Below are 18,764 nucleotides of genomic sequence, written 5' to 3'. Positions count from 1 at the left end.
CTCATGACTACATCATTCGAACTGAATATTCCTGAACGAGCACCGCTGTTCTCGCGTACAGGCTGGCTGACACTATGCGCCGTGGTGATCGGCGTATTCCTGGTCACCCTGCTCGGTACGCAATGGGCCGCTCCCGGGAGCACGCTACATATCAGCGACTATGCACTCACGCTTGTCGGCAAGATGCTTTGCTATGCCATTGTGGCAATGTCGCTTAATCTCGTTTGGGGCTACTGCGGTATTCTCAGCCTGGGGCATGGCCTGTATTTTGCCCTGGGAGGCTATGCCATGGGCATGTATCTGGTGCAAGCACCCGTGCCCGGGCAGGAGTCGGCAGGGCTGCCGGCGTTTACGTTCCTGCTGAACTGGACCCAATTGCCGTGGTACTGGGCCGGCACCCAGACCCTGGCCTGGGTACTGATTCTGGCGGCGCTGGTTCCAGCAATCGTCGCGTTCATCTTCGGCTACTTCGCCTTTCGTTCGCGCATCAAAGGCGTGTACTTGTCCATCATGACACAGGCGGTGACCTACGCCGCCATGCTCCTGTTCTTTCGCAACGAGACCGGATTCGGCGGCAACAACGGCTTCACCGATTTCAAGTCCATCGCAGGCTACTCCATCAGCACGACCGAAACCCGTACAGTGCTTTTTCTGATTAGCTTTGCAGTGCTCGTCTTGGTATTTGTACTGGTGCAATGGATCATGAAATCCCGGTTTGGCAAGGTGATAACTGCGATCCGCGACAGTGAAAGTCGCGTCATGTTCATCGGATTCAATCCATTGCAGTACAAACTGGCGATCTGGACGTTGTCGGCCCTACTGTGCGGGATTGCGGGTGCTTTATATGCGCCGCTGGTGGGTATTATCAACCCAGGTGAAATGTCACCCGTCAATTCAATTGAAATGGTGATCTGGGTAGCCGTGGGCGGTCGCGGATCGCTGGTCGGCAGCATCCTGGGCGTATTCACGGTCAACGGTGCAAAAACGTTTTTCACAGCGTTCATGCCGGAATACTGGCTTTACGTCCTTGGGGGACTGTTTGTTGTGGTGACCCTGTTCATGCCCAAAGGGCTGATCGGGCTGTTTTCACGGCGTCGCAAACAACCGCTTACGTCTGGTTCGAACGCGGCTCCGGCCTCGGAGGCGGTATGACTGATATCCACGCTGACACTACCGGCGCCGGTGGCACGATCACCCATCTGGCCCATTTTGCCGAATCAGGAAAAATCGATACAACGCACGGCGTCGTGCTGTACGTAGAAAACCTGACCGTCAAATTCGATGCCTTCTGCGCCATCAATGACTTGTCCCTGTACATCAAAGAGGGTGAACTACGCTGCATTATTGGCCCCAATGGCGCTGGAAAAACAACCCTGATGGACGTGATTACCGGAAAGAGCGGCCATCGCAACGCGACTATCGAAGGCCAGGTCTATCTTGGCCAAACGCTGGATTTGCTGACCATGCAGGAACCGCAGATCGCGCAACTGGGTATCGGCAGGAAATTCCAGAAGCCCTCGGTATTCGAAAGCCAGCCGGTATGGGAAAACCTGTATCTGGCCGATGCCGGAGATCGTCGCTGGCACAGCGCATTAAACGCGCGCATAACCGCAGACGTGCGCCATCGCATTGAACATGCACTGAGCATTATGAAGCTAGAGAGCGTTGCCTATCGGGCTGCGGGTGAACTGTCGCACGGCCAGAAACAACGTCTGGAGATCGGTATGCTGCTGATGCAAAAGCCTGCGTTACTGCTGCTAGACGAACCAGTGGCCGGCATGACAGACCGCGAAACAGCCGAGCTTGCTGAAATACTCCATCGCATTCGTGGCACCTGCTCCATTGTCGTGGTGGAGCACGATATGGGCTTTGTTTCAAACCTGGCAGGCGATCAGGGCACCGTCACCGTCCTGGCTGCCGGAACAGTACTGGCGCAAGGGACCATGCAGCAAGTACAGCAGGATCCTCAAGTCATTGAATCCTATCTCGGCCGCTAATCAAGGAATGCGTACCATGCAGCTCAGCGTACAAAACGTCAATCAGTATTATGGCGGCAGCCATATTCTCCGCGATATTTCATTTGAAATAGAAGCAAATGCCCTGACCGCCCTGCTGGGTCGTAACGGCGCGGGTAAAACCACACTGCTGCGCAGCCTGCTTGGCGTCGTACCCATTCGTAACGGGCAGATCAGCTATGCCGGCAACGATATCAGTCGCATGGGGACCGCCGACCGCATCGCCCAGGGCATTGGTTATGTGCCACAGGGACGCGATATTTTTCCCCGACTGAGCGTAAAGGAAAATCTGCTGGTCGGCGCAGCATCACGCAAAACACCTAAAGGAATACCAGCCTTCATTTACCAGCTCTTTCCAGTGCTCAAGGAAATGGAACTTCGCAACGGCGGAGATTTGTCAGGTGGCCAACAACAGCAATTGGCGATTGCCCGGGCCCTCATGGGCGAACCACGACTGCTGATCCTGGACGAGCCCACCGAGGGCATTCAGCCAAATATTATTCAGCATATCGGCAGAACGCTCAAATTTCTTGTTGCAGATCATGGAATGACTGTGCTTCTTGTTGAACAATATCTGGATTTCGTCAAACTTATTGCCGACGACTATCTTGTCATGAACCGCGGCGTCATTATTGCCAAGGGAAAAGGCGTAAATATTGATGCAGACGGTATTGAACGTCACATTAGTGTGTAACCGCAAATGTCAGCTGTCATCCAAACCGAACGCTGGGCTGCAATTCTCGCATTGGCATTTTCTTGCCAACCGTCCGGGCGCAGTGCCCTGACCAGCAATGTCCATACCGGCCCATTGCTGGTGCAGAAGCCCCTTTATCCAGAAGGACCTGCCGTTTGCCATGCAACGATATTACATCCACCATCCGGTATTGCCGGGGGCGACGAACTGAACATTGATGTGACCGTGCATGATGCTGCCCATGCAGTACTGACCACGCCCGGGGCAACACGCTGGTACAAAGCCAATGGTAAACCCGCAAGCCAGACCGTAACGATCCGCGTGGAAGCCGGCGCAAGCCTGGACTGGCTGCCACTGGAAAATTTGATATTTGAACAGGCTGACGCCAGTAACGACACCCATATCCAACTTGCCGCCGGTGCGCACGCTATCGGCTGGGATTGCTATCAACTGGGCAGCGTCATCGCACAGGGACACTGGCAGGCTGGCCTGATCACCATCCATTCCACTCTACATTACGACGGCAAACTGATATGGACTGAAGCAGGTCAGGTCGATGCACAGCATCCGATCAGGCACCGTGGCGCAGGACTGGCCAACTTTCCGATCATGGCTACGGTCTGGAGTGTCGGTCCCGTAATTAGCGCCGAACAAATGGAGCAGCTTACCGCGAGCTTACCTTGGACCGACAGGCTGCGCGCAGGCGCCAGCCAGATTTCACTTGATGCATCCACCAGCCTGGTCCTGGTGCGCCTGCTTGGGACACACGCTGAAGCAGTCAGACAATTAATGATCGCGTGCTGGCAGCATTTGCGCCCACTGCATCTGGGCATTGCTGCGATTCCCTTGCGGCTGTGGCGCACCTGATCCAATAACCGGCCCGACTATTTAAATTTGTACTTGCGGAGAAAACCATGGATCTGACCCCCAGAGAAAAAGACAAACTGCTGATATTTACTGCAGCACTGCTCGCGGAGCGGCGCCGCAGCCGGGGCCTCAAGCTTAATTACCCCGAGGCGGTCGCCCTGATCAGCGCCGCCCTGCTTGAAGGCGCCCGCGACGGCAAGACCGTTGCCCAGCTCATGCATGAAGGCACGCAAGTGCTCACTCGCGACGATGTGATGGACGGCGTACCCGAAATGATTCCAGATATCCAGATCGAAGCTACTTTTGAAGACGGCACAAAACTGGTCACCGTCCATCATCCCATTGCCTGAACACTGAATCGACCAGCCAGCGGCGAACCTGCCCTGCTCCTGTTTCTAAATACAAAGGAAAATCCCATGTTTCATGCACCTGCCACCCAAATGCGAAAAATGCTGACAGCACTCGCGCTACTCAGCCTGGCTCAGCCAGTGCTGGCCCATCCCGGGCATCCTGGGCACACCGATACCATATCCATGCTGACAGATGGACTGCTGCACCCGCTGGCCGGCCCCGACCATCTGCTGGCCATGCTCGCTGTGGGGGTCTGGAGCGCCCTGGTGTACCCGTCTATCAAGCGCGCGGTCTACGTCCCTTTGTCGTTTTCAATAATTCTACTTGTAGGCGCGCTGATGGGTATGGCAGGGCTGCACATCCCCCTGGTCGAGCCACTGATCATGGCCTCGCTGCTGGTGCTGGGTCTGATGCTGGCCGGAATGACCAGGCTACCACTACCCGTGGGCTCCGTGCTGGTCGCATTCTTTGCCTTCTTTCACGGTGCTGCGCATGGACTGGAACTGCCTCAAGGCGGTACTGCCATCGTGTTTATTCTGGGCTTCATGGCCTCTACCCTGCTCATCCACTGCACCGGCATGGTTGCCGGCGCGATACTGACACGTCGTCATGTCTGGCCAGCACGGCTGGCCGGCGCAGGCATCGCTTCGTATGGAGCGATATTGATGCTGACCGGTCACTAAGCAAGGGGACAAATCATGATTCCAGGTGAAATCATTGCCGCCGACGGCAACATCGAAATCAACACGGGCCGAACCACGATTGTCCTTGAAGTGACCAATACAGGCGATCGCCCGATCCAGGTTGGATCACATTATCATTTTGCCGAAGCCAACGCGGCGCTGCTGTTTGATCGCCAGTTAGCCCGGGGGTATCGATTGAATATTGTTGCCGGCACAGCAGTGCGCTTCGAGCCGGGGCAAATCCGTACCGTCCAGTTGGTGGCATTGGCCGGCGACAGGCGCGTATTCGGCTTCACAGGAAAGGTCATGGGAGCACTGGAATGACAAATATATCAAGGCAGGCCTATGCCGAAATTTTTGGCCCCACCATCGCAAACGGCGTAGCCGACCGTGTTCGACTTGCCGATACCGAACTGTTTATTGAAGTTGAACAAGACTTCACCATATTCGGAGAAGAAGTCAAATTTGGCGGAGGCAAAGTCATTCGCGACGGCATGGGGCAAAGCCAGCGATGCACGACCGACTGCGCCGATACGGTCATTACCAATGCACTCATCGTTGACGCCATCGCCGGTATTATCAAGGCCGATATCGGTATCAAAAACGGCCATATAACGGGTATCGGAAAAGCCGGCAATCCTGACATCCAGCCCGGCATCACCATCGTCATCGGCCCTGGCACGGAAATTATTGCCGCTGAAGGTTTTATCGTTACCGCAGGCGGTATTGATACCCATATTCACTTTATCTGTCCACAACAGATCGAAGAGGCTATATCCTCTGGTATCACAACCATGATCGGCGGCGGCACCGGCCCCGCAACAGGCACGTTCGCTACCACCTGCACCCCGGGGCCATGGCATATCCATGCAATGCTCGGTGCAACCGATGCCTTTGCGATGAATATCGGCCTTCTTGGCAAAGGCAATGCCAGCGACCCGGCTCCGCTACTGGAACAAATACATGCCGGTGCCCTTGGCCTGAAACTGCACGAAGACTGGGGTACCACGCCGCAAGCCATCGACACCTGCCTGGGCGTGGCCGACCAGACCGATACACAAGTGGCCATTCACAGCGACACCCTGAACGAGTCGGGCTTTGTCGAGGCAACCCTGGCCGCGTTCAAGGGCCGCACCATCCATACCTTTCATACAGAAGGTGCGGGTGGCGGTCATGCACCTGATATCATTCGCGCCGCGGGCATGCCCAATGTGCTGCCCGCTTCGACCAACCCGACCATGCCTTTTACCCGCAATACGATTGACGAACATCTGGATATGCTGATGGTTTGCCATCATCTGGATGCATCCATCGCGGAAGACCTGGCATTTGCCGAAAGCCGAATCCGCCGGGAAACCATCGCAGCCGAAGACATCCTGCATGACCTGGGCGCCTTTTCGATCATGAGTTCCGACTCGCAGGCCATGGGGCGTGTTGGCGAAGTTATTCTTCGCACCTGGCAAACCGCAGACAAAATGAAGCAGCAACGCGGCAGCCTGGCCGGCGACCCCAGCCATGCAGACAACAACCGCGTCAAACGCTTTATTGCCAAATACACCATCAACCCGGCTATTGCACATGGCATCGCCCATAAGGTAGGGTCAATACAGAGCGGCAAACTGGCCGATCTTGTGCTGTGGCGACCTGCATTCTTTGGGGTCAAGCCAAGTCTTATTATCAAAGGCGGCATGATCGCTCACGCGGTCATGGGCGATCCGAATGCTTCTATCCCAACACCACAACCGGTGCATTACAGAAAAATGTTCGGCTCCTTCGGGCGTGCGCTGAAAACCTCGCTGGCCTTTGTGTCCCTGGCAGGATTCGACAACCCCGCCGTACACGCATTGGGTCTGAACAAAACGCTGTCCCCCGTCAGCGGCTGCCGCAATATCGGCAAGCGCGATATGGTGCGCAATGACTGGCTGCCCGATATACGGGTCGACCCGCAAACCTACCAGGTTTTTGCCGATGGCCAGATCCTTAGCTGCGAGCCGGCCAAAACATTACCGATGTCCCAGCGCTATTTTCTATTCTGATATTTCACCCTTCTCCCAGGAACCCGTTTGAAATGACGCGTACTGTACAAAAATTCCTGCGCCACAGCGGCCTGTCTGCCACGCTGCTGCAGCGTGCGCCGGTGGTACGAATGACGTTTGAGCAACGACGCCGCAGCCGCCAGCAACTGACCCTTGACAATGGCGAAACAATCCATTTGATCATCCCCCGCGGTCAGGTCCTGCTGCCAGGCGATGTGCTCGTAGCCGATGATGGCGGCATCATAGCTGTGCAGGCACAACCGGAGAAACTGATTCGGGTCAAGGCCGATGCGGCCATCGACCTGACACGTGCAGCCTATCATCTGGGCAATCGCCATGTCATGCTGGAAGTTGGCGCAGACTATCTGCATCTGGAGCACGATTCTGTCCTCGTGCAGATGCTTCATCGCCTTGGCGTTCATACCTCGCTGGTTGAGCAACCATTCAACCCGGAAACCGGCGCTTATGGCGGTGGCCATAAACATGGCCACGACGAAACATTCGAAGAAGACTATTCACTGGCCCAGGCAGCGTACCATGCCCATGAGACCGGATCCGCCAGCAGCCATGATCATCGACATATGCACGCGACCGACAACCGGTCAGATCATGCACACCCGCTACAGCGTAATCAGGGACATGCCCATGGCAGCATGCACGACGCGGTTCCATCCCGCGGCAACCACGATTGTGATGAACTCAGCGCATTGAAGCGGTCATTGAGCTTGACCCATGGACATCCGCACAAATGACGCGTTCATGATGACGCCTGCGCAATACGCACAATTGATGCGCCTGTCTTCTCCGGCCCTGCCTGTGGGAGGCTTCAGTTATTCCCAGGGGCTGGAATCGGCGGTGGAACTAGGGATCGTGAAAAATGAAGGCGATGCACGCCTGTGGATCGAAGAGACATTGCACACGGTGATGACGGTCTGTGATGCTGCCGTGTGGCTGGTGCTTTCTCGCGCATGGCGTTTGCAGGACACCAACGCGATCCGACAATGGAACCAATGGTACTACGCAAGCCGCGAGACCGCCGAAGCCCGGGCTGAAACCACCCAGATGGGCATCTCGCTGATCAATCTTATAGATGCCCTGCACTGGGCACGCGAGAGCGAACGCACCGCACTCAATGACATGGACATTCCCTGCTTTCCCACAGTGCATGCGTTTGCCGTGGCAGCCCTGGATCTGCCGGAAGATGCCGGCGTCACTGCCTTGCTGTACGCATGGATGGAAAATCAGGTTATGGCAGCAATCAAAACGGTACCGCTGGGGCAAACGGCCGGCCAGCGCCTGCTATCGGCACTCGTGCCCCAATTGGATCTTGCCGTATGCGCTGCCAAAGACGCGGCAAGCCGCACGCCGCCCAGTATCAAGACGCTTGCCCCGCAATACGCCATTGTCGCTGCCCGGCACGAGAGCCAATTTTCCAGGTTGTTCCGATCATGAGCCCCGCCGCTACTGCTCGTATGCATACCAAGCGCCTACGACAGTTGTCATTACTGCCCACCATTGCCTCCGTTACAGGTAAGGAATTAAAGGTAAAGAACCCATGAACACTCTCAACAGAACCAAAACACTGCCAGCACTGCGTGTTGGTATCGGCGGGCCCGTCGGATCGGGCAAAACCACGCTACTCGAGGTGTTGTGCAAGAAGCTGGCAACCCGCTATGATCTGGTCGCCATTACCAATGACATCTATACCAAGGAAGACCAGCGCCTGCTCACCGTATCGGGTGCCTTGCCTGCCGAACGCATTATGGGCGTGGAAACTGGTGGCTGCCCCCATACAGCGATCCGTGAAGATGCGTCCATTAACTTGCGCGCGATTGACCAAATGCTCGAGCGTTTTCCTCAGGCCGATATTGTGTTTATCGAATCTGGTGGCGACAACCTGGCGGCAACCTTCAGCCCGGAGTTGTCTGATCTGACTATCTATGTCATCGACGTCGCGGGTGGAGAAAAAATTCCCCGCAAGGGTGGGCCTGGCATCACCAAATCAGATCTGCTGATTATCAATAAAACCGATCTGGCACCCTATGTCGGCGCCTCGCTGGATATCATGCGCCAGGATACCGAGCGTATGCGCCAGAACCGGCCATTTGTGATGTGCAATATGAAAACCGGCGACGGCATTGATGCCATCATTCAATTCATTGAAAAAGCCGGCATGCTGATCTGACGCTATTGCCGCAGCGTATCGGCAACTGCCTGACACCATGGCATGACGGCGCCCGGCGGCAACAGATATATATGTCGCCGGCCATCTGTAAAATACGGCTTGATCTTAGCCCACTCGGCAAAGTCGTTCATCCGTCTGAGATCGCTCAGAATCCAGCGTCGATCGCTGGCGGGAACGCATAATGCGCGCTGAAAAGCGACAGGCAAGGCGAAGCGATAGGCGCTATTTTCCGCATCGAACTGGTGTGCATCCCACAGTTCCTTGCGCCAGGTGTCCTTGACGCTCACCTGCCCGTCGGCCCAGTTACTGACCACAGTCAGCGCCGGATTGTTTCCCATATAAAACCCAAAATCGAACGGGTAAAAATCAAGACTGTAATATCGGTCCGCCTGCCCGAGCGCTGACGGCGCCTGCCTTATCGCCTTTGCAATACGGCTGCTGCCTGGCAGCGCGGCCGTGGACAGGTACACCAGGCCTGCTATACCTGTAACCAGACACAGGAGCATGCGGGCAATAAAATGACCCGATTCAGCTGCGCGCACACCCAGGTTCCGCTGCCGCTGTTGCGCAGGCCCGGCTTGAGTGCCAGTAACCGGCAAGCGGATGGTCGCGTCCCTGGCTGCGCCGGGGAAAAACTCCGCAAACAGGAATGCCAGCGGCGGCAGCACAGGGAGAATGTATCCAACCAGCTTGGACTGGGGAATGGAAAAAAAGACAAGAATGACGGCAAGCCAGATGCACATTAGCCGTCGTACGCTTGCATGATTTTCCTGGCGCCAATAGCCACGGGTGAAAACCGCAAGCATTACCCTGCGATACCATGGCAGCATGCTGCCCAACAGGATGGCAAGGTAAAACCACACAGGCATCGCATTATTGAACCCACCTTGCGTAAAGCGCGCCAATTGTTGATAGACCAGATAATATTGCAAGAACCCAGGGTAGCGCCATTGCATCAGCAACAGCCAAGGCACAACGATGGCAAAAAAAAGGACAATGCCCGGAATACGCAGCAATATCGCAATAGCTCTGTTACGACGTTCAATGATCAACCAGCACAGGAGCACGGCCCCCGGCAAAACGAAGCCGATTAGTCCTTTTGCCAGGAACCCCAAAGCGGCAAACAGATACATCGTCAGTACCCATCGCAGGTAAGATTGCCCTTGCTGATGCAACAATACGGCGCCTGCCCCGCACAGAATCGTGGTGCTGATCAGGGCCGCGACCAGCAAGTCCAAATTGGCATAATGTGCAGCGCCGAACATCAACGGCGTTGCCGCCAGAATGATACTTGCCGTCAGCGCGCGCGCCGGCGCCACGAAACGGCGTACAAAGACAAACAGCGCACCAACCATGGCAAGGCCGGCCAGCGCAGGCACCAGTCTTGCCGCAAATTCATTCTGACCGAACAGGGACAGACTGGCAGCGGTAAGCCAGTAAAACAGCGGCGGCTTATGAAAATAAGGCATGCCATTGAGCAGTGGCGTACCCCAGCGATTGGACAGCAACATTTCCAGCGCTACGCCAACGTACCGCCCTTCGTCTGGGTTCAACAGCGGCCACAGCCAGTTGCCAAGCACAAACCACGCTGCGGTTGTCAGCAAAAGTAACGGTAACAGCAAGGGTTTGGCGGCCAGTGACGACAACAGATCAACACGATTGATCGCAGACGCGGCGCCAGACCGCACAACAGCAGAAGAAAGCATGAGGGCAAACAGGAAATGAAATTGCATTCATCATAACGACCGGGATATCAAATAATCGTCAAATTCCCGCCCTGTGTCGCTGCCGCGCCATGACAAATGCATTGCCTGCAAAATTGCCATCACCGCTGGCCGATGAGCACCCATCACCCGTCGCCAGCCATCGGCCACGCGTCTTTAAGCATCTGCCGTGAGTCACTCACTATCAGCATTCAATGATGTTGACGGCCAGCCCGCCGCGCGATGTTTCCTTATACTTCGATTGCATATCTGCCCCGGTCTGCATCATGGTCCGGATTACTTTATCCAGCGACACGTAATGCGTACCATCACCCCGCAAGGCCATGCGCGCGGCATTGATGGCCTTGACCGCACCCATCGCATTGCGCTCGATACACGGGATCTGCACCATGCCTCCGACAGGATCACAAGTCATACCCAGGTTGTGTTCCATGCCGATTTCGGCGGCATTCTCCACTTGCGGGACGCTGCCCCCCAATACTGCTGCCAGCGCGCCTGCGGCCATGGAACACGCAACGCCCACTTCTCCCTGGCAGCCGACCTCGGCCCCGGAGATGGATGCGTTTTCCTTGTAAAGAATGCCAATGGCCGCAGCCGTCAGCAGAAAATCGATCACGCCCTGTTCATTGGCGCCTGGCACAAAATTCACGTAATAATGCAGGACCGCAGGAATCACCCCTGCCGCCCCATTGGTCGGCGCCGTCACCACCTTGCCGCTGGCCGCGTTCTCCTCATTGACTGCCAGCGCATACAGATTCACCCAATCGAGCATGGAAAGCGGATCCTTCAGCGACGCATGGGGCCGGCTGCACAGCTGTTCATGCAGTTGTCGGGCGCGACGCTTGACGTGGAGAAAACCCGGCAGGCTGCCGGTGGCCGAACAGCCGCGCGTCACACAGGCTTGCATCACTGTCCACAAGTCCAGTATTTTCTGCCTGACTTGCTGCTGCGGCCGGTAATGCCTTTCGTTCTCCATCATCAACTGCGCAATCGTCATCTGATGCCGCTGGCACAGATCGAGCAATTGCTGACCAGAATTGAATGGATAAGGAATGTCAATATCTGGGGTCAGATTCACCCGGACTCGATCGCAATTCATCACGAAGCCGCCACCAATGGAATAATATTCCTTCTTCATGAGTAATTGATCGGTAGCGTCGAAGGCCTTGAAGCGCATTCCATTCGAATGCTGGGGCAATGTTTCCCGCCGATTGAACTTGATATGGACGCTCTCGTCAAAGGCAATCTCGTGGCGATTGAGCAGCCTGACCACGCCACTGCTGCGCACCTGCTCGATCAGTGCCGGCACCATGTCCGGATCCAGCGTCTCGGGCTGGTAGCCATGCAGTCCGATGACAACTGCCATGTCACTTTTATGACCCTTGCCGGTCGCGCCTAGCGAGCCGAACATTTCAATATGAAGACGTTGCGTGTTTTCAAGCAATTTGGCTTCGTCCAGGCGGTTCACAAAACGCAGCGCGGCAATCATGGGACCAACTGTGTGGGAACTGGAAGGTCCGATCCCCACCTTGAAAATATCAAATACGCTCAAGGCCATTTTTCCCTCGACAATGTTGGTGGACCGCTTAATGGGTCCGGTACAGCTCATCCATTTTCCGTTCGGATTCACGACTTTTCAATTCGGCTTCGCTGGGCAGCGCCATGTCGTTGAGCAATGGCTTGGCCCAGTTTCCGGTGACATGATATTTTACCGTCAGGGCACGCTGCAATGGCGCCTGCAGCAGCCATTGCGTCAGGAAAGCGCCAACACCGACCGCCGGATTGACGATCGTTCCAGCCAGTACAGAGGCGCCGCTCACATCCAGCTTGGGCACGACCACAGCCTGAAAGTCCAGGCTTTCGGATTGCAGATCTGTCATCCCGGAGGCCACGATGGCCGATGAAGGGCCATTCAAGCGGAAATCCTCGACAAACAGGCGCCCGGCATCCAGGCGCATGCGGCTGCGAACCGTGTCAAATGTCAAACCAGACTGTACCGAGTTGCCCAGTGTCTCTCCAAATTTTGGCAACCGCCGGAACGACTGCAGCGACAAGAGTTCCAGTGCCTTGACCGCAGACGATTGTATGCTTTCCAGACGTCCCTGCCTGAGGCTGCCGCTGAGCGAACCATTGAGCGTGGCCAGATCCAGGTCCTGAACGTTTTTCCAATCAATTTCCGCGTCAATTTGCCCGTTGCCGTTTTTGATGACGCCGCCCAACTGGTAGGTTTCAAGAAACCGACCCAGGTCAGAGACCACGACTTTTCCTTGCAGTTGCAGATCCTTGGCCGTACCCTGCTGATGAATCGATCCTTGCCCCGCCAGCGAGCCACCCTCATTGACCAGACTGAAGTAATCCACCTTCCAGTCGTCCGAGCCGGGCAACTGGTAGCCTTTGAGTATCATCTGTCCCATTCGCTTGCCATAGACAGTCAGATTTTTCACTGACAGGTCAAGACGCGGCAAAGGCTGCGTCGCGCCGGCGCGCGCCTTCGCAGCGTCCCTTTCCTTTTGCAACGGGGTGCGCGTGTCGGCACGTTCATCGGCCGGTTCAATAATGTTCAGGGTATCGAGCCTGACGGTCAGGTTGCCCGGATCCCGTGAGCGCGTGCCGGGGATCCAGGTCCCGCTTCCCTGCGCCTGATCGGAATTCAGCTGCAGGTTCCATTGCGTGCCCGTCTTGGTGGCCGCCAGCGTGGCGTCCGTCAGCGTTTGGTTCTTGACCACAAATGCCTGGGCTTGTACGGTCACGTGTGACACATCCGGCAATATCTGCCGTTCGCGATCCGTCGTGGCGCTATCGGTGAACTCATCGACAACATCCTCCCACGCCTGCGCATCCAGCGCCGGGTTCTGCGCCAGAACCGTCAAGCCGGGCTGGCCCAGTTCTGCGACCTTGTTGACACCGATGGTGCCACGACTGAAATACGGTCCCTTGCGGCTGTTAACGTCGTGCTCAAAAATCGCTTGCGTACGGATGCCATCAATGCGGATATCCAGGTAACGCTTGCCATTATCTCTGGCGCCGTCGTTTGCCCGCCAGATAATGGTGGCCGGCCAGCGTGCCGACTTGGGCTTGGACAGACCATCGGGAAATCGCGTTGCCAGGCCCGCCAGATCGGACTTGAATTGAACCTTTACCCTGCCGCCCGGTGAAAAATGGACCAGACTGGTGTAGTCGGTGCTGCCGCTGATGCGGCGCATGCCCTGCACCGGTATCAATTGACGCAAGCCGGCAGCAGTCAGGGTGCCGTTAATGGATAGCGGCTTGCCCACGGTGCCGATTGGGCCGTCAAAGACGACTTTACCACCCAACATGACGCCCTTGACGGCATTGGCCTGCAATTGCGTCTCGGTAAACGGCATTTCTCCGTCAAGGTGCTCGGCCCACGGAAAATCCGGTGTGAGCCGGAAACGGCCATCATCCAGGTCAATTGAACCGGAGATGCGCGAATTGTCCGCGTCGAGCACCGGAATATGCAGCTCAATGGGAATGGTCCACTGGCCGCTGCCTTGTGCTTCATCCAGCACATTATTGATCAGATTGCCCAGCGGACTGATTCTCGTAAAGGTCAGGAAATCCTCGGCACGTCCCCTTGCCTTTGCCTGCAAATCAACCGTGGTGTTTTTCTCAAGACTGGATACAACGCCATGGAATGCATCAAGATCCAGCCGCTGCCCTTTGGGCATGGCATAGAATGCCTGAATAGAATCAATAATAATCTGATCATTCTTAAAATGAATCGTGCCGCTATCGGAATTGACAACCGGCCAGCGTTTCCCTCGAATCTCCTTCTGGTGATAATTGAGCAGCAGGTCTGCGTAAGTGCCGCGCAGCAGAAAGCTGCCCGAGTCAGGCGCCAACCCGAAAGGAAAATCGTCGACAACGCCCTTGAGTTCAAATTCGGCTGCGGACAGTTCCCCATTCTGGAATGCATCCTTGAGCCACTCACGCGCATCCGGATCCATCACATTGGGCAGGTAATTGTGCAGATGCGGCAATGACACCGCCCGCAGGGATCCGCTCAAATCCACGATACCGTTGTCGCTGTTGACATCGGAACGCCAGGTCCCGGCCCCCTCCATCTGCAAATCACGATTATGAACCGTAGCCTGGGTAAAATTGACTCTCGGCTCCTGCATAGAATTGCGACTGAAATCACCACGGACACTTGCCTCGTCAATCGAAAGCGGGTTTTCAAAAATCACCGGGTCCTTATAATAGAAGCCCTTGACACTGGACTCGAACTGCACCGGAGGGTAGCTGATGTTGTCGGCCATGCCGGAGTCATGCAAGGACAAACGCCAGCGATTAAACTCATTAATCACACTCGTGAATGACGAGTTTAAGCGGGAGTTCAGGCTGTCTGCCGCGATAATAAATTCATGATTGCGGATGTGATCTTCAACCCGAACCTTTTCCAGCCCATAGGCCACCATCATGTTCTGGGGCACATTGCTGTCAATCTGAAGATCGACCACCGCGTGAGAGACGATACCCGATTTTACTTTTTGCGGTATATCGAACCAGGGCCTGGCGGCCAGGACATCCATCTTGAGCACAGATACCCGCAAATTTCCCGACCAGGCCGGCATTTGTTCGCCTGCAACACCATCCTGCTGCAGGCTGCTCAATAACTGAATGGAATGACCCACCTGCTCCGGCATACGCGCGCTGGCGCTAAGCACCCGCTTTGTGCCATTTTTTGTCAACTGCAATGTGAAATCGGAGAGCGTAAACGGACCCGCCTGCGGTCGCGTCTGGTCAATCCAGCTGAAGCTGCCATTGAGCACGGTCATTTCGGGCAAGGCCTGCAGCAAGTCGGACAGCGGCGCCAGCGTCACATTACCGGCATCAACGGCCTCGGGCGCCGAATGCACGTTATCACTGTCCAGGCGCCTGCCAAGCAGCCAGATCCGATTCTGCCGGTCGCGGGTCATGTTCAGGTGAATCTGCTGGATTTCTACAGCGGCCGGCTCCAGTTGCAGCTGCATGGCACGCCCCCAGTCCAGGCTGGCTACTGCCTCACCGACAGCCAACATCGGTGTATCGGTCTGGTCGGAAATCTGTAGCGCCCGCAGTCGTAAGCGCGGCACAATCCCCGTCCAGTCAATCGCCAATTTTCCGATCGTGACATGCTGGCCAGTCTCCGCGCTCAGCCGCTGCTCAACCTGCTGACGAAAATGATCGATATTAGGAGCAAGAAGGAAGCGGACAGCCAGTGCCGCCGCCATGGCCAGGACTATAAGCGCTATAAGGACGGTGCCGGCGGATTTTAGCAGTCGGTACGGCAAATTCACTCAGTGATTCTCGTTGGACATCGGTCTGTTCATGGGTCGGTCGGGGTTCGGGTATTATTATATACAGCATCCAGTCATCACATCGGCAACTCATGAATTGTATCCAATCCCTGCAAAACGCTCTTTCCTGGTCCGGCTATCTGCGCCGCCGTCTTGATGCGCGCCCCGAGATTCAAAAGCAAATACTGGCAGACTCGGCTGAACCCATCACCTCTGCGCGTATCATGCAATGGTCGCAGGAGCTGGCCGCCGGCGTGGGCGCTCCCGCCACCCAGGTCTGGGAAATCGAGCACTGCCGAATCATCCTGCGCAAGCTGCGCAGCCGTCTGTTCGACACGCTGCTTGTGCGGGACACGGGCGGCGAGGCAACGCTGGAAGAAGTGACACACGCCATGTCCTTTTTGGCTGACTTCGCCGTTGCTCAGGCATATCGCAGCTTGATGACCGATATGGTTCAGGTCCATGGCGCGCCCATGGACCCGGCCACCGGCAAACCCATGGAAATGATCATTCTGGGAATGGGCAAACTGGGTGGATACGAACTGAATGTCTCATCGGACATTGACCTGATCATGCTGTACCCCGAAGAAGGTGAAACTACCGGACGGCGACCACTGAGCCACCACGAATTCTATGGTCGCCTGACCCGGCGCATGATGCCGATCCTGTCCGATCAGGATGCCGACGGTCAGGTATTTCGTACCGATCTGCGGCTGCGTCCGGATGGCGACGCCGGTCCCCTGGCCTGGAGCCTGGACGCACTGGAAAACTACCTGATTGCCCAGGGACGTGAGTGGGAACGCTACGCCTGGCTTAAGGCGCGCATCATTCAGGTACAGGCACTGGAGGGCAGCGCGCCCGCGCCTTACGCCCAGCAATTGGAAAGCCTGCGGCTTCCCTTCATTTATCGCAAATACTTCGACTTCGATACGTTGGCCTCGCTGCGCCAGTTGCGCGAGCGGATCCGCCTGGACTGGCAGCGACGAGCCCTGTCCAAAAGTGGGGTCGACACGGTTCACAATATCAAGCTTGGGGAAGGCGGCATTCGCGAAATCGAGTTTGTGGTGCAGCTGTCGCAACTGATCAAGGGCGGCCGCCTGCCCACCATCCAGGAACCCTGCCTGATCAAGGCACTGCACGCCGAAGTCAGCGCCGGCCTGATCGCCCCGGAAATAGGCAACAAGCTCGAAGAGGCATACCGCTTTTTGCGCCGGGTCGAACATTTTCTGCAATATAGAGAAGACGAACAGACCCATCTGCTGCCCAACGATCACGAACGCATGGCGGCACTGGCCACAGTGCTGGGTTTCACGGCAGCCGATTTCACCACCAAGCTGGCGGCCCATCGGCAGTTTGTTGCTGATACATTTCGCGATGCCTTTCGCATTGCCGGTCTGAACGACGACCAGAGCAACGGCCAGCAACCGCAAACATGCGACACGGAACACCGTGACGACAGAAACCTGGAAGACATTATCAAACAGCACTTCGCTGAACATGACTCAAACGATGTCGAGCACCGGCTGGAAGCATTGCTGAGCAGTTCACGTATTCGCAGTTTGTCCAACAGCAGTCGCGCACGCCTGGAAAAACTGCTGCCTGCAGTCATCCAGGCAGCCTCACGTACCCCATTGCCCAATACCGCCTGCGCGCGACTGTTCGATTTGATTGAAACCATTGCGCAACGCAGCTCTTACATTGCCCTGCTCGCCGAATTTCCAGACACCCTGGCCCGCGTGGCGCGACTCATGGCCTCCAGTCCCTGGGCAGCCAGCTATCTGACCGCCAATCCGATTCTGCTCGATAGTCTGATCGAATGGAGCAGTCTGATGGAGCCGGTCAACATCGCCCTGACAGCCGAACAGCTGGACAAGGAACTGGATGCCTGCGTCCTGCATGACGGCACTCCGGATGTGGAGCAGCAAATGAATGTCATGCGCGATGTGCAGCGCCAGGTCAGTTTTCAGCTACTGGCGCAGGACCTGGAAGGCGAACTGACAGTGGAAAAACTGGCTGACCAGCTCTCCGGCCTGGCCGATGTGCTGCTGCAGGAAAGCCTGGAGCGCGTCTGGCCGCTGGTGCGACCAAAACAGATACAACCGGACGATGCCCTTTATCACATGCCGAAATTTGCAGTGATTGCCTACGGCAAGCTGGGTGGCAAGGAACTTGGTTACGCGTCGGATCTGGATCTGGTCCTGCTGTTTGACGACCCAGGCGACTACGCACTGGAGGTGTATGCCAAGCTTGGCCGTCGCCTGAGTACATGGCTGTCCAGCATGACTTCGTCTGGCCGGCTGTACGAAATTGATTTGCGCCTGCGTCCCGACGGAGACGCCGGTCTGCTGGCGGTATCGGTGGATACCTTTGAAAAATATCAACGGGAACATGCCTGGGTCTGGGAACATCAGGCGCTGACGCGAGCGCGCTTTTCCGCCGGCGACCCCGAGATTGGCAAAACGTTCGAACGTATCCGCCGCGACATCCTTTTGCAGCAACGCGATCCGGACAAGCTCAAACAGGAAGTAATCGAAATGCGCGCCCGAATTCGTGCAGGGCATCCGAATAAAACCGAATTATTCGATGTGAAGCACGACCATGGCGGAATGGTGGATATTGAGTTTATTACACAGTATTGCGTCCTTGCCTACGCACACCAGCATAAGCAACTGCTGGAAAACCTTGGAAATATTGCCCTGCTCAATATTGCTGGTGAGGTTGGCATTCTGAATGCCGAGCATGCCCGCAAAACGGCGAACAGCTACCGTATCCTGCGTCGCATGCAACATGCCGTCAGGCTCAAGGGTGACGAAAAAGCCAGGATAGATCCTTCGCTGCTAACGGAAGAACGGGCTGCGGTATGTACGCTTTGGGATGATGTTTTCGGAGAAAACACTTGAAAATAAAGA

15 protein-coding genes are annotated in these 18,764 nt (G+C 56.2%); 12 read left to right on the top strand and 3 right to left on the bottom strand.

All coding sequences use genetic code 11. The annotated features are described in order from the left end of the window. Positions 1 to 3: 3 nt before the first annotated feature. From urtC to ureG, 11 genes are all read left to right on the top strand, one after another. Entirely contained in the window at positions 4 to 1,152 is a 1,149-nt protein-coding gene (gene urtC, locus INT32_RS00225) for an urea ABC transporter permease subunit UrtC (protein WP_193086737.1), read from the top strand. Further along, positions 1,149 to 1,997 carry an urea ABC transporter ATP-binding protein UrtD gene (gene urtD, locus INT32_RS00220; RefSeq protein ID WP_193086736.1) on the top strand — a complete coding sequence of 283 codons (849 nt, stop codon included), beginning with the start codon at positions 1,149 to 1,151 and terminating at the stop codon, positions 1,995 to 1,997. The genes urtC and urtD overlap by 4 nt, the downstream gene beginning before the upstream one ends. 16 nt (positions 1,998 to 2,013) lie before the next feature. Further along, complete coding sequence (urtE, locus tag INT32_RS00215) at positions 2,014 to 2,709, top strand: urea ABC transporter ATP-binding subunit UrtE (RefSeq protein ID WP_193086735.1); 696 nt, start codon at positions 2,014 to 2,016, stop codon at positions 2,707 to 2,709. Positions 2,710 to 2,715: 6 nt separating this feature from the next. After that, positions 2,716 to 3,576 (top strand): urease accessory protein UreD, encoded by an 861-nt coding sequence (locus INT32_RS00210; RefSeq protein WP_193086734.1) that lies wholly within the window; start codon positions 2,716 to 2,718, stop codon positions 3,574 to 3,576. Between the two features lie 47 nt (positions 3,577 to 3,623). Next, the gene (locus INT32_RS00205) at positions 3,624 to 3,926 is read left to right on the top strand and encodes an urease subunit gamma (RefSeq protein WP_193086733.1); all 303 of its coding nucleotides are present in this window, start codon (positions 3,624 to 3,626) and stop codon (positions 3,924 to 3,926) included. A 66-nt stretch (positions 3,927 to 3,992) separates the two neighbouring features. Continuing rightward, positions 3,993 to 4,610: a HupE/UreJ family protein gene (locus INT32_RS00200; RefSeq protein WP_193086732.1), complete on the top strand. Its 618-nt coding sequence runs from the start codon at positions 3,993 to 3,995 to the stop codon at positions 4,608 to 4,610. 15 nt (positions 4,611 to 4,625) lie between these two features. Beyond that, complete coding sequence (locus tag INT32_RS00195; protein ID WP_193086731.1) at positions 4,626 to 4,934, top strand: urease subunit beta; 309 nt, start codon at positions 4,626 to 4,628, stop codon at positions 4,932 to 4,934. After that, the gene (gene ureC / locus INT32_RS00190; RefSeq protein WP_193086730.1) at positions 4,931 to 6,646 is read left to right on the top strand and encodes an urease subunit alpha; all 1,716 of its coding nucleotides are present in this window, start codon (positions 4,931 to 4,933) and stop codon (positions 6,644 to 6,646) included. The genes INT32_RS00195 and ureC overlap by 4 nt, the downstream gene beginning before the upstream one ends. Before the next feature lie 32 nt (positions 6,647 to 6,678). Beyond that, a complete protein-coding gene (ureE, locus tag INT32_RS00185) occupies positions 6,679 to 7,398 on the top strand; it encodes an urease accessory protein UreE (protein WP_193086729.1) in 720 nt (239 codons plus the stop codon). Then, a complete protein-coding gene (locus INT32_RS00180; RefSeq protein ID WP_226816355.1) occupies positions 7,379 to 8,098 on the top strand; it encodes an urease accessory protein UreF in 720 nt (239 codons plus the stop codon). Before ureE ends, INT32_RS00180 begins: the two co-directional genes overlap by 20 nt. A 103-nt stretch (positions 8,099 to 8,201) precedes the next feature. Continuing rightward, entirely contained in the window at positions 8,202 to 8,831 is a 630-nt protein-coding gene (gene ureG, locus INT32_RS00175; RefSeq protein ID WP_193086728.1) for an urease accessory protein UreG, read from the top strand. Between the two features lie 2 nt (positions 8,832 to 8,833). On the opposite strand, the gene INT32_RS00170 is transcribed toward ureG, so the two are convergent. From INT32_RS00170 to INT32_RS00160, 3 genes are all read right to left on the bottom strand, one after another. Continuing rightward, positions 8,834 to 10,564 carry a glycosyltransferase family 39 protein gene (locus tag INT32_RS00170; protein WP_193086727.1) on the bottom strand — a complete coding sequence of 577 codons (1,731 nt, stop codon included), beginning with the start codon at positions 10,562 to 10,564 and terminating at the stop codon, positions 8,834 to 8,836. Between the two features lie 175 nt (positions 10,565 to 10,739). Further along, positions 10,740 to 12,164, bottom strand: coding sequence for an L-serine ammonia-lyase (locus tag INT32_RS00165; RefSeq protein WP_226816354.1), 1,425 nt, complete (start codon positions 12,162 to 12,164; stop codon positions 10,740 to 10,742). Further along, positions 12,142 to 15,855, bottom strand: a complete 3,714-nt coding sequence (locus INT32_RS00160) for an AsmA-like C-terminal region-containing protein (RefSeq protein WP_193086726.1) — start codon at positions 15,853 to 15,855, stop codon at positions 12,142 to 12,144. The genes INT32_RS00165 and INT32_RS00160 overlap by 23 nt, the downstream gene beginning before the upstream one ends. 92 nt (positions 15,856 to 15,947) lie before the next feature. On the opposite strand from INT32_RS00160, the gene glnE reads away from it, so the two are divergent. Beyond that, on the top strand, positions 15,948 to 18,755 hold the full coding sequence (glnE, locus tag INT32_RS00155; RefSeq protein WP_193086725.1) for a bifunctional [glutamate--ammonia ligase]-adenylyl-L-tyrosine phosphorylase/[glutamate--ammonia-ligase] adenylyltransferase: 2,808 nt from the start codon (positions 15,948 to 15,950) through the stop codon (positions 18,753 to 18,755). Positions 18,756 to 18,764: the final 9 nt, after the last annotated feature.

The sequence above is a fragment of the Advenella sp. FME57 genome, assembly GCF_014897675.1.
GTDB lineage: Bacteria > Pseudomonadota > Gammaproteobacteria > Burkholderiales > Burkholderiaceae_B > Advenella.
Note: the sequence above shows the minus strand (reverse complement) of the source record. Positions and strands in the feature narration are given on the sequence as shown.

What these genes read in the sequence shown, in the direction of transcription:
- urtC (WP_193086737.1), top strand. Translation starts at nt 4, where the DNA reads ATGACTACATCATTCGAACTGAATATTCCTGAACGAGCACCGCTGTTC.
- urtD (WP_193086736.1), top strand. Translation starts at nt 1,149, where the DNA reads ATGACTGATATCCACGCTGACACTACCGGCGCCGGTGGCACGATCACC.
- urtE (WP_193086735.1), top strand. Translation starts at nt 2,014, where the DNA reads ATGCAGCTCAGCGTACAAAACGTCAATCAGTATTATGGCGGCAGCCAT.
- INT32_RS00210 (WP_193086734.1), top strand. Translation starts at nt 2,716, where the DNA reads ATGTCAGCTGTCATCCAAACCGAACGCTGGGCTGCAATTCTCGCATTG.
- INT32_RS00205 (WP_193086733.1), top strand. Translation starts at nt 3,624, where the DNA reads ATGGATCTGACCCCCAGAGAAAAAGACAAACTGCTGATATTTACTGCA.
- INT32_RS00200 (WP_193086732.1), top strand. Translation starts at nt 3,993, where the DNA reads ATGTTTCATGCACCTGCCACCCAAATGCGAAAAATGCTGACAGCACTC.
- INT32_RS00195 (WP_193086731.1), top strand. Translation starts at nt 4,626, where the DNA reads ATGATTCCAGGTGAAATCATTGCCGCCGACGGCAACATCGAAATCAAC.
- ureC (WP_193086730.1), top strand. Translation starts at nt 4,931, where the DNA reads ATGACAAATATATCAAGGCAGGCCTATGCCGAAATTTTTGGCCCCACC.
- ureE (WP_193086729.1), top strand. Translation starts at nt 6,679, where the DNA reads ATGACGCGTACTGTACAAAAATTCCTGCGCCACAGCGGCCTGTCTGCC.
- INT32_RS00180 (WP_226816355.1), top strand. Translation starts at nt 7,379, where the DNA reads ATGGACATCCGCACAAATGACGCGTTCATGATGACGCCTGCGCAATAC.
- ureG (WP_193086728.1), top strand. Translation starts at nt 8,202, where the DNA reads ATGAACACTCTCAACAGAACCAAAACACTGCCAGCACTGCGTGTTGGT.
- INT32_RS00170 (WP_193086727.1), bottom strand. Translation starts at nt 10,564, where the DNA reads ATGCAATTTCATTTCCTGTTTGCCCTCATGCTTTCTTCTGCTGTTGTG.
- INT32_RS00165 (WP_226816354.1), bottom strand. Translation starts at nt 12,164, where the DNA reads ATGAGCTGTACCGGACCCATTAAGCGGTCCACCAACATTGTCGAGGGA.
- glnE (WP_193086725.1), top strand. Translation starts at nt 15,948, where the DNA reads ATGAATTGTATCCAATCCCTGCAAAACGCTCTTTCCTGGTCCGGCTAT.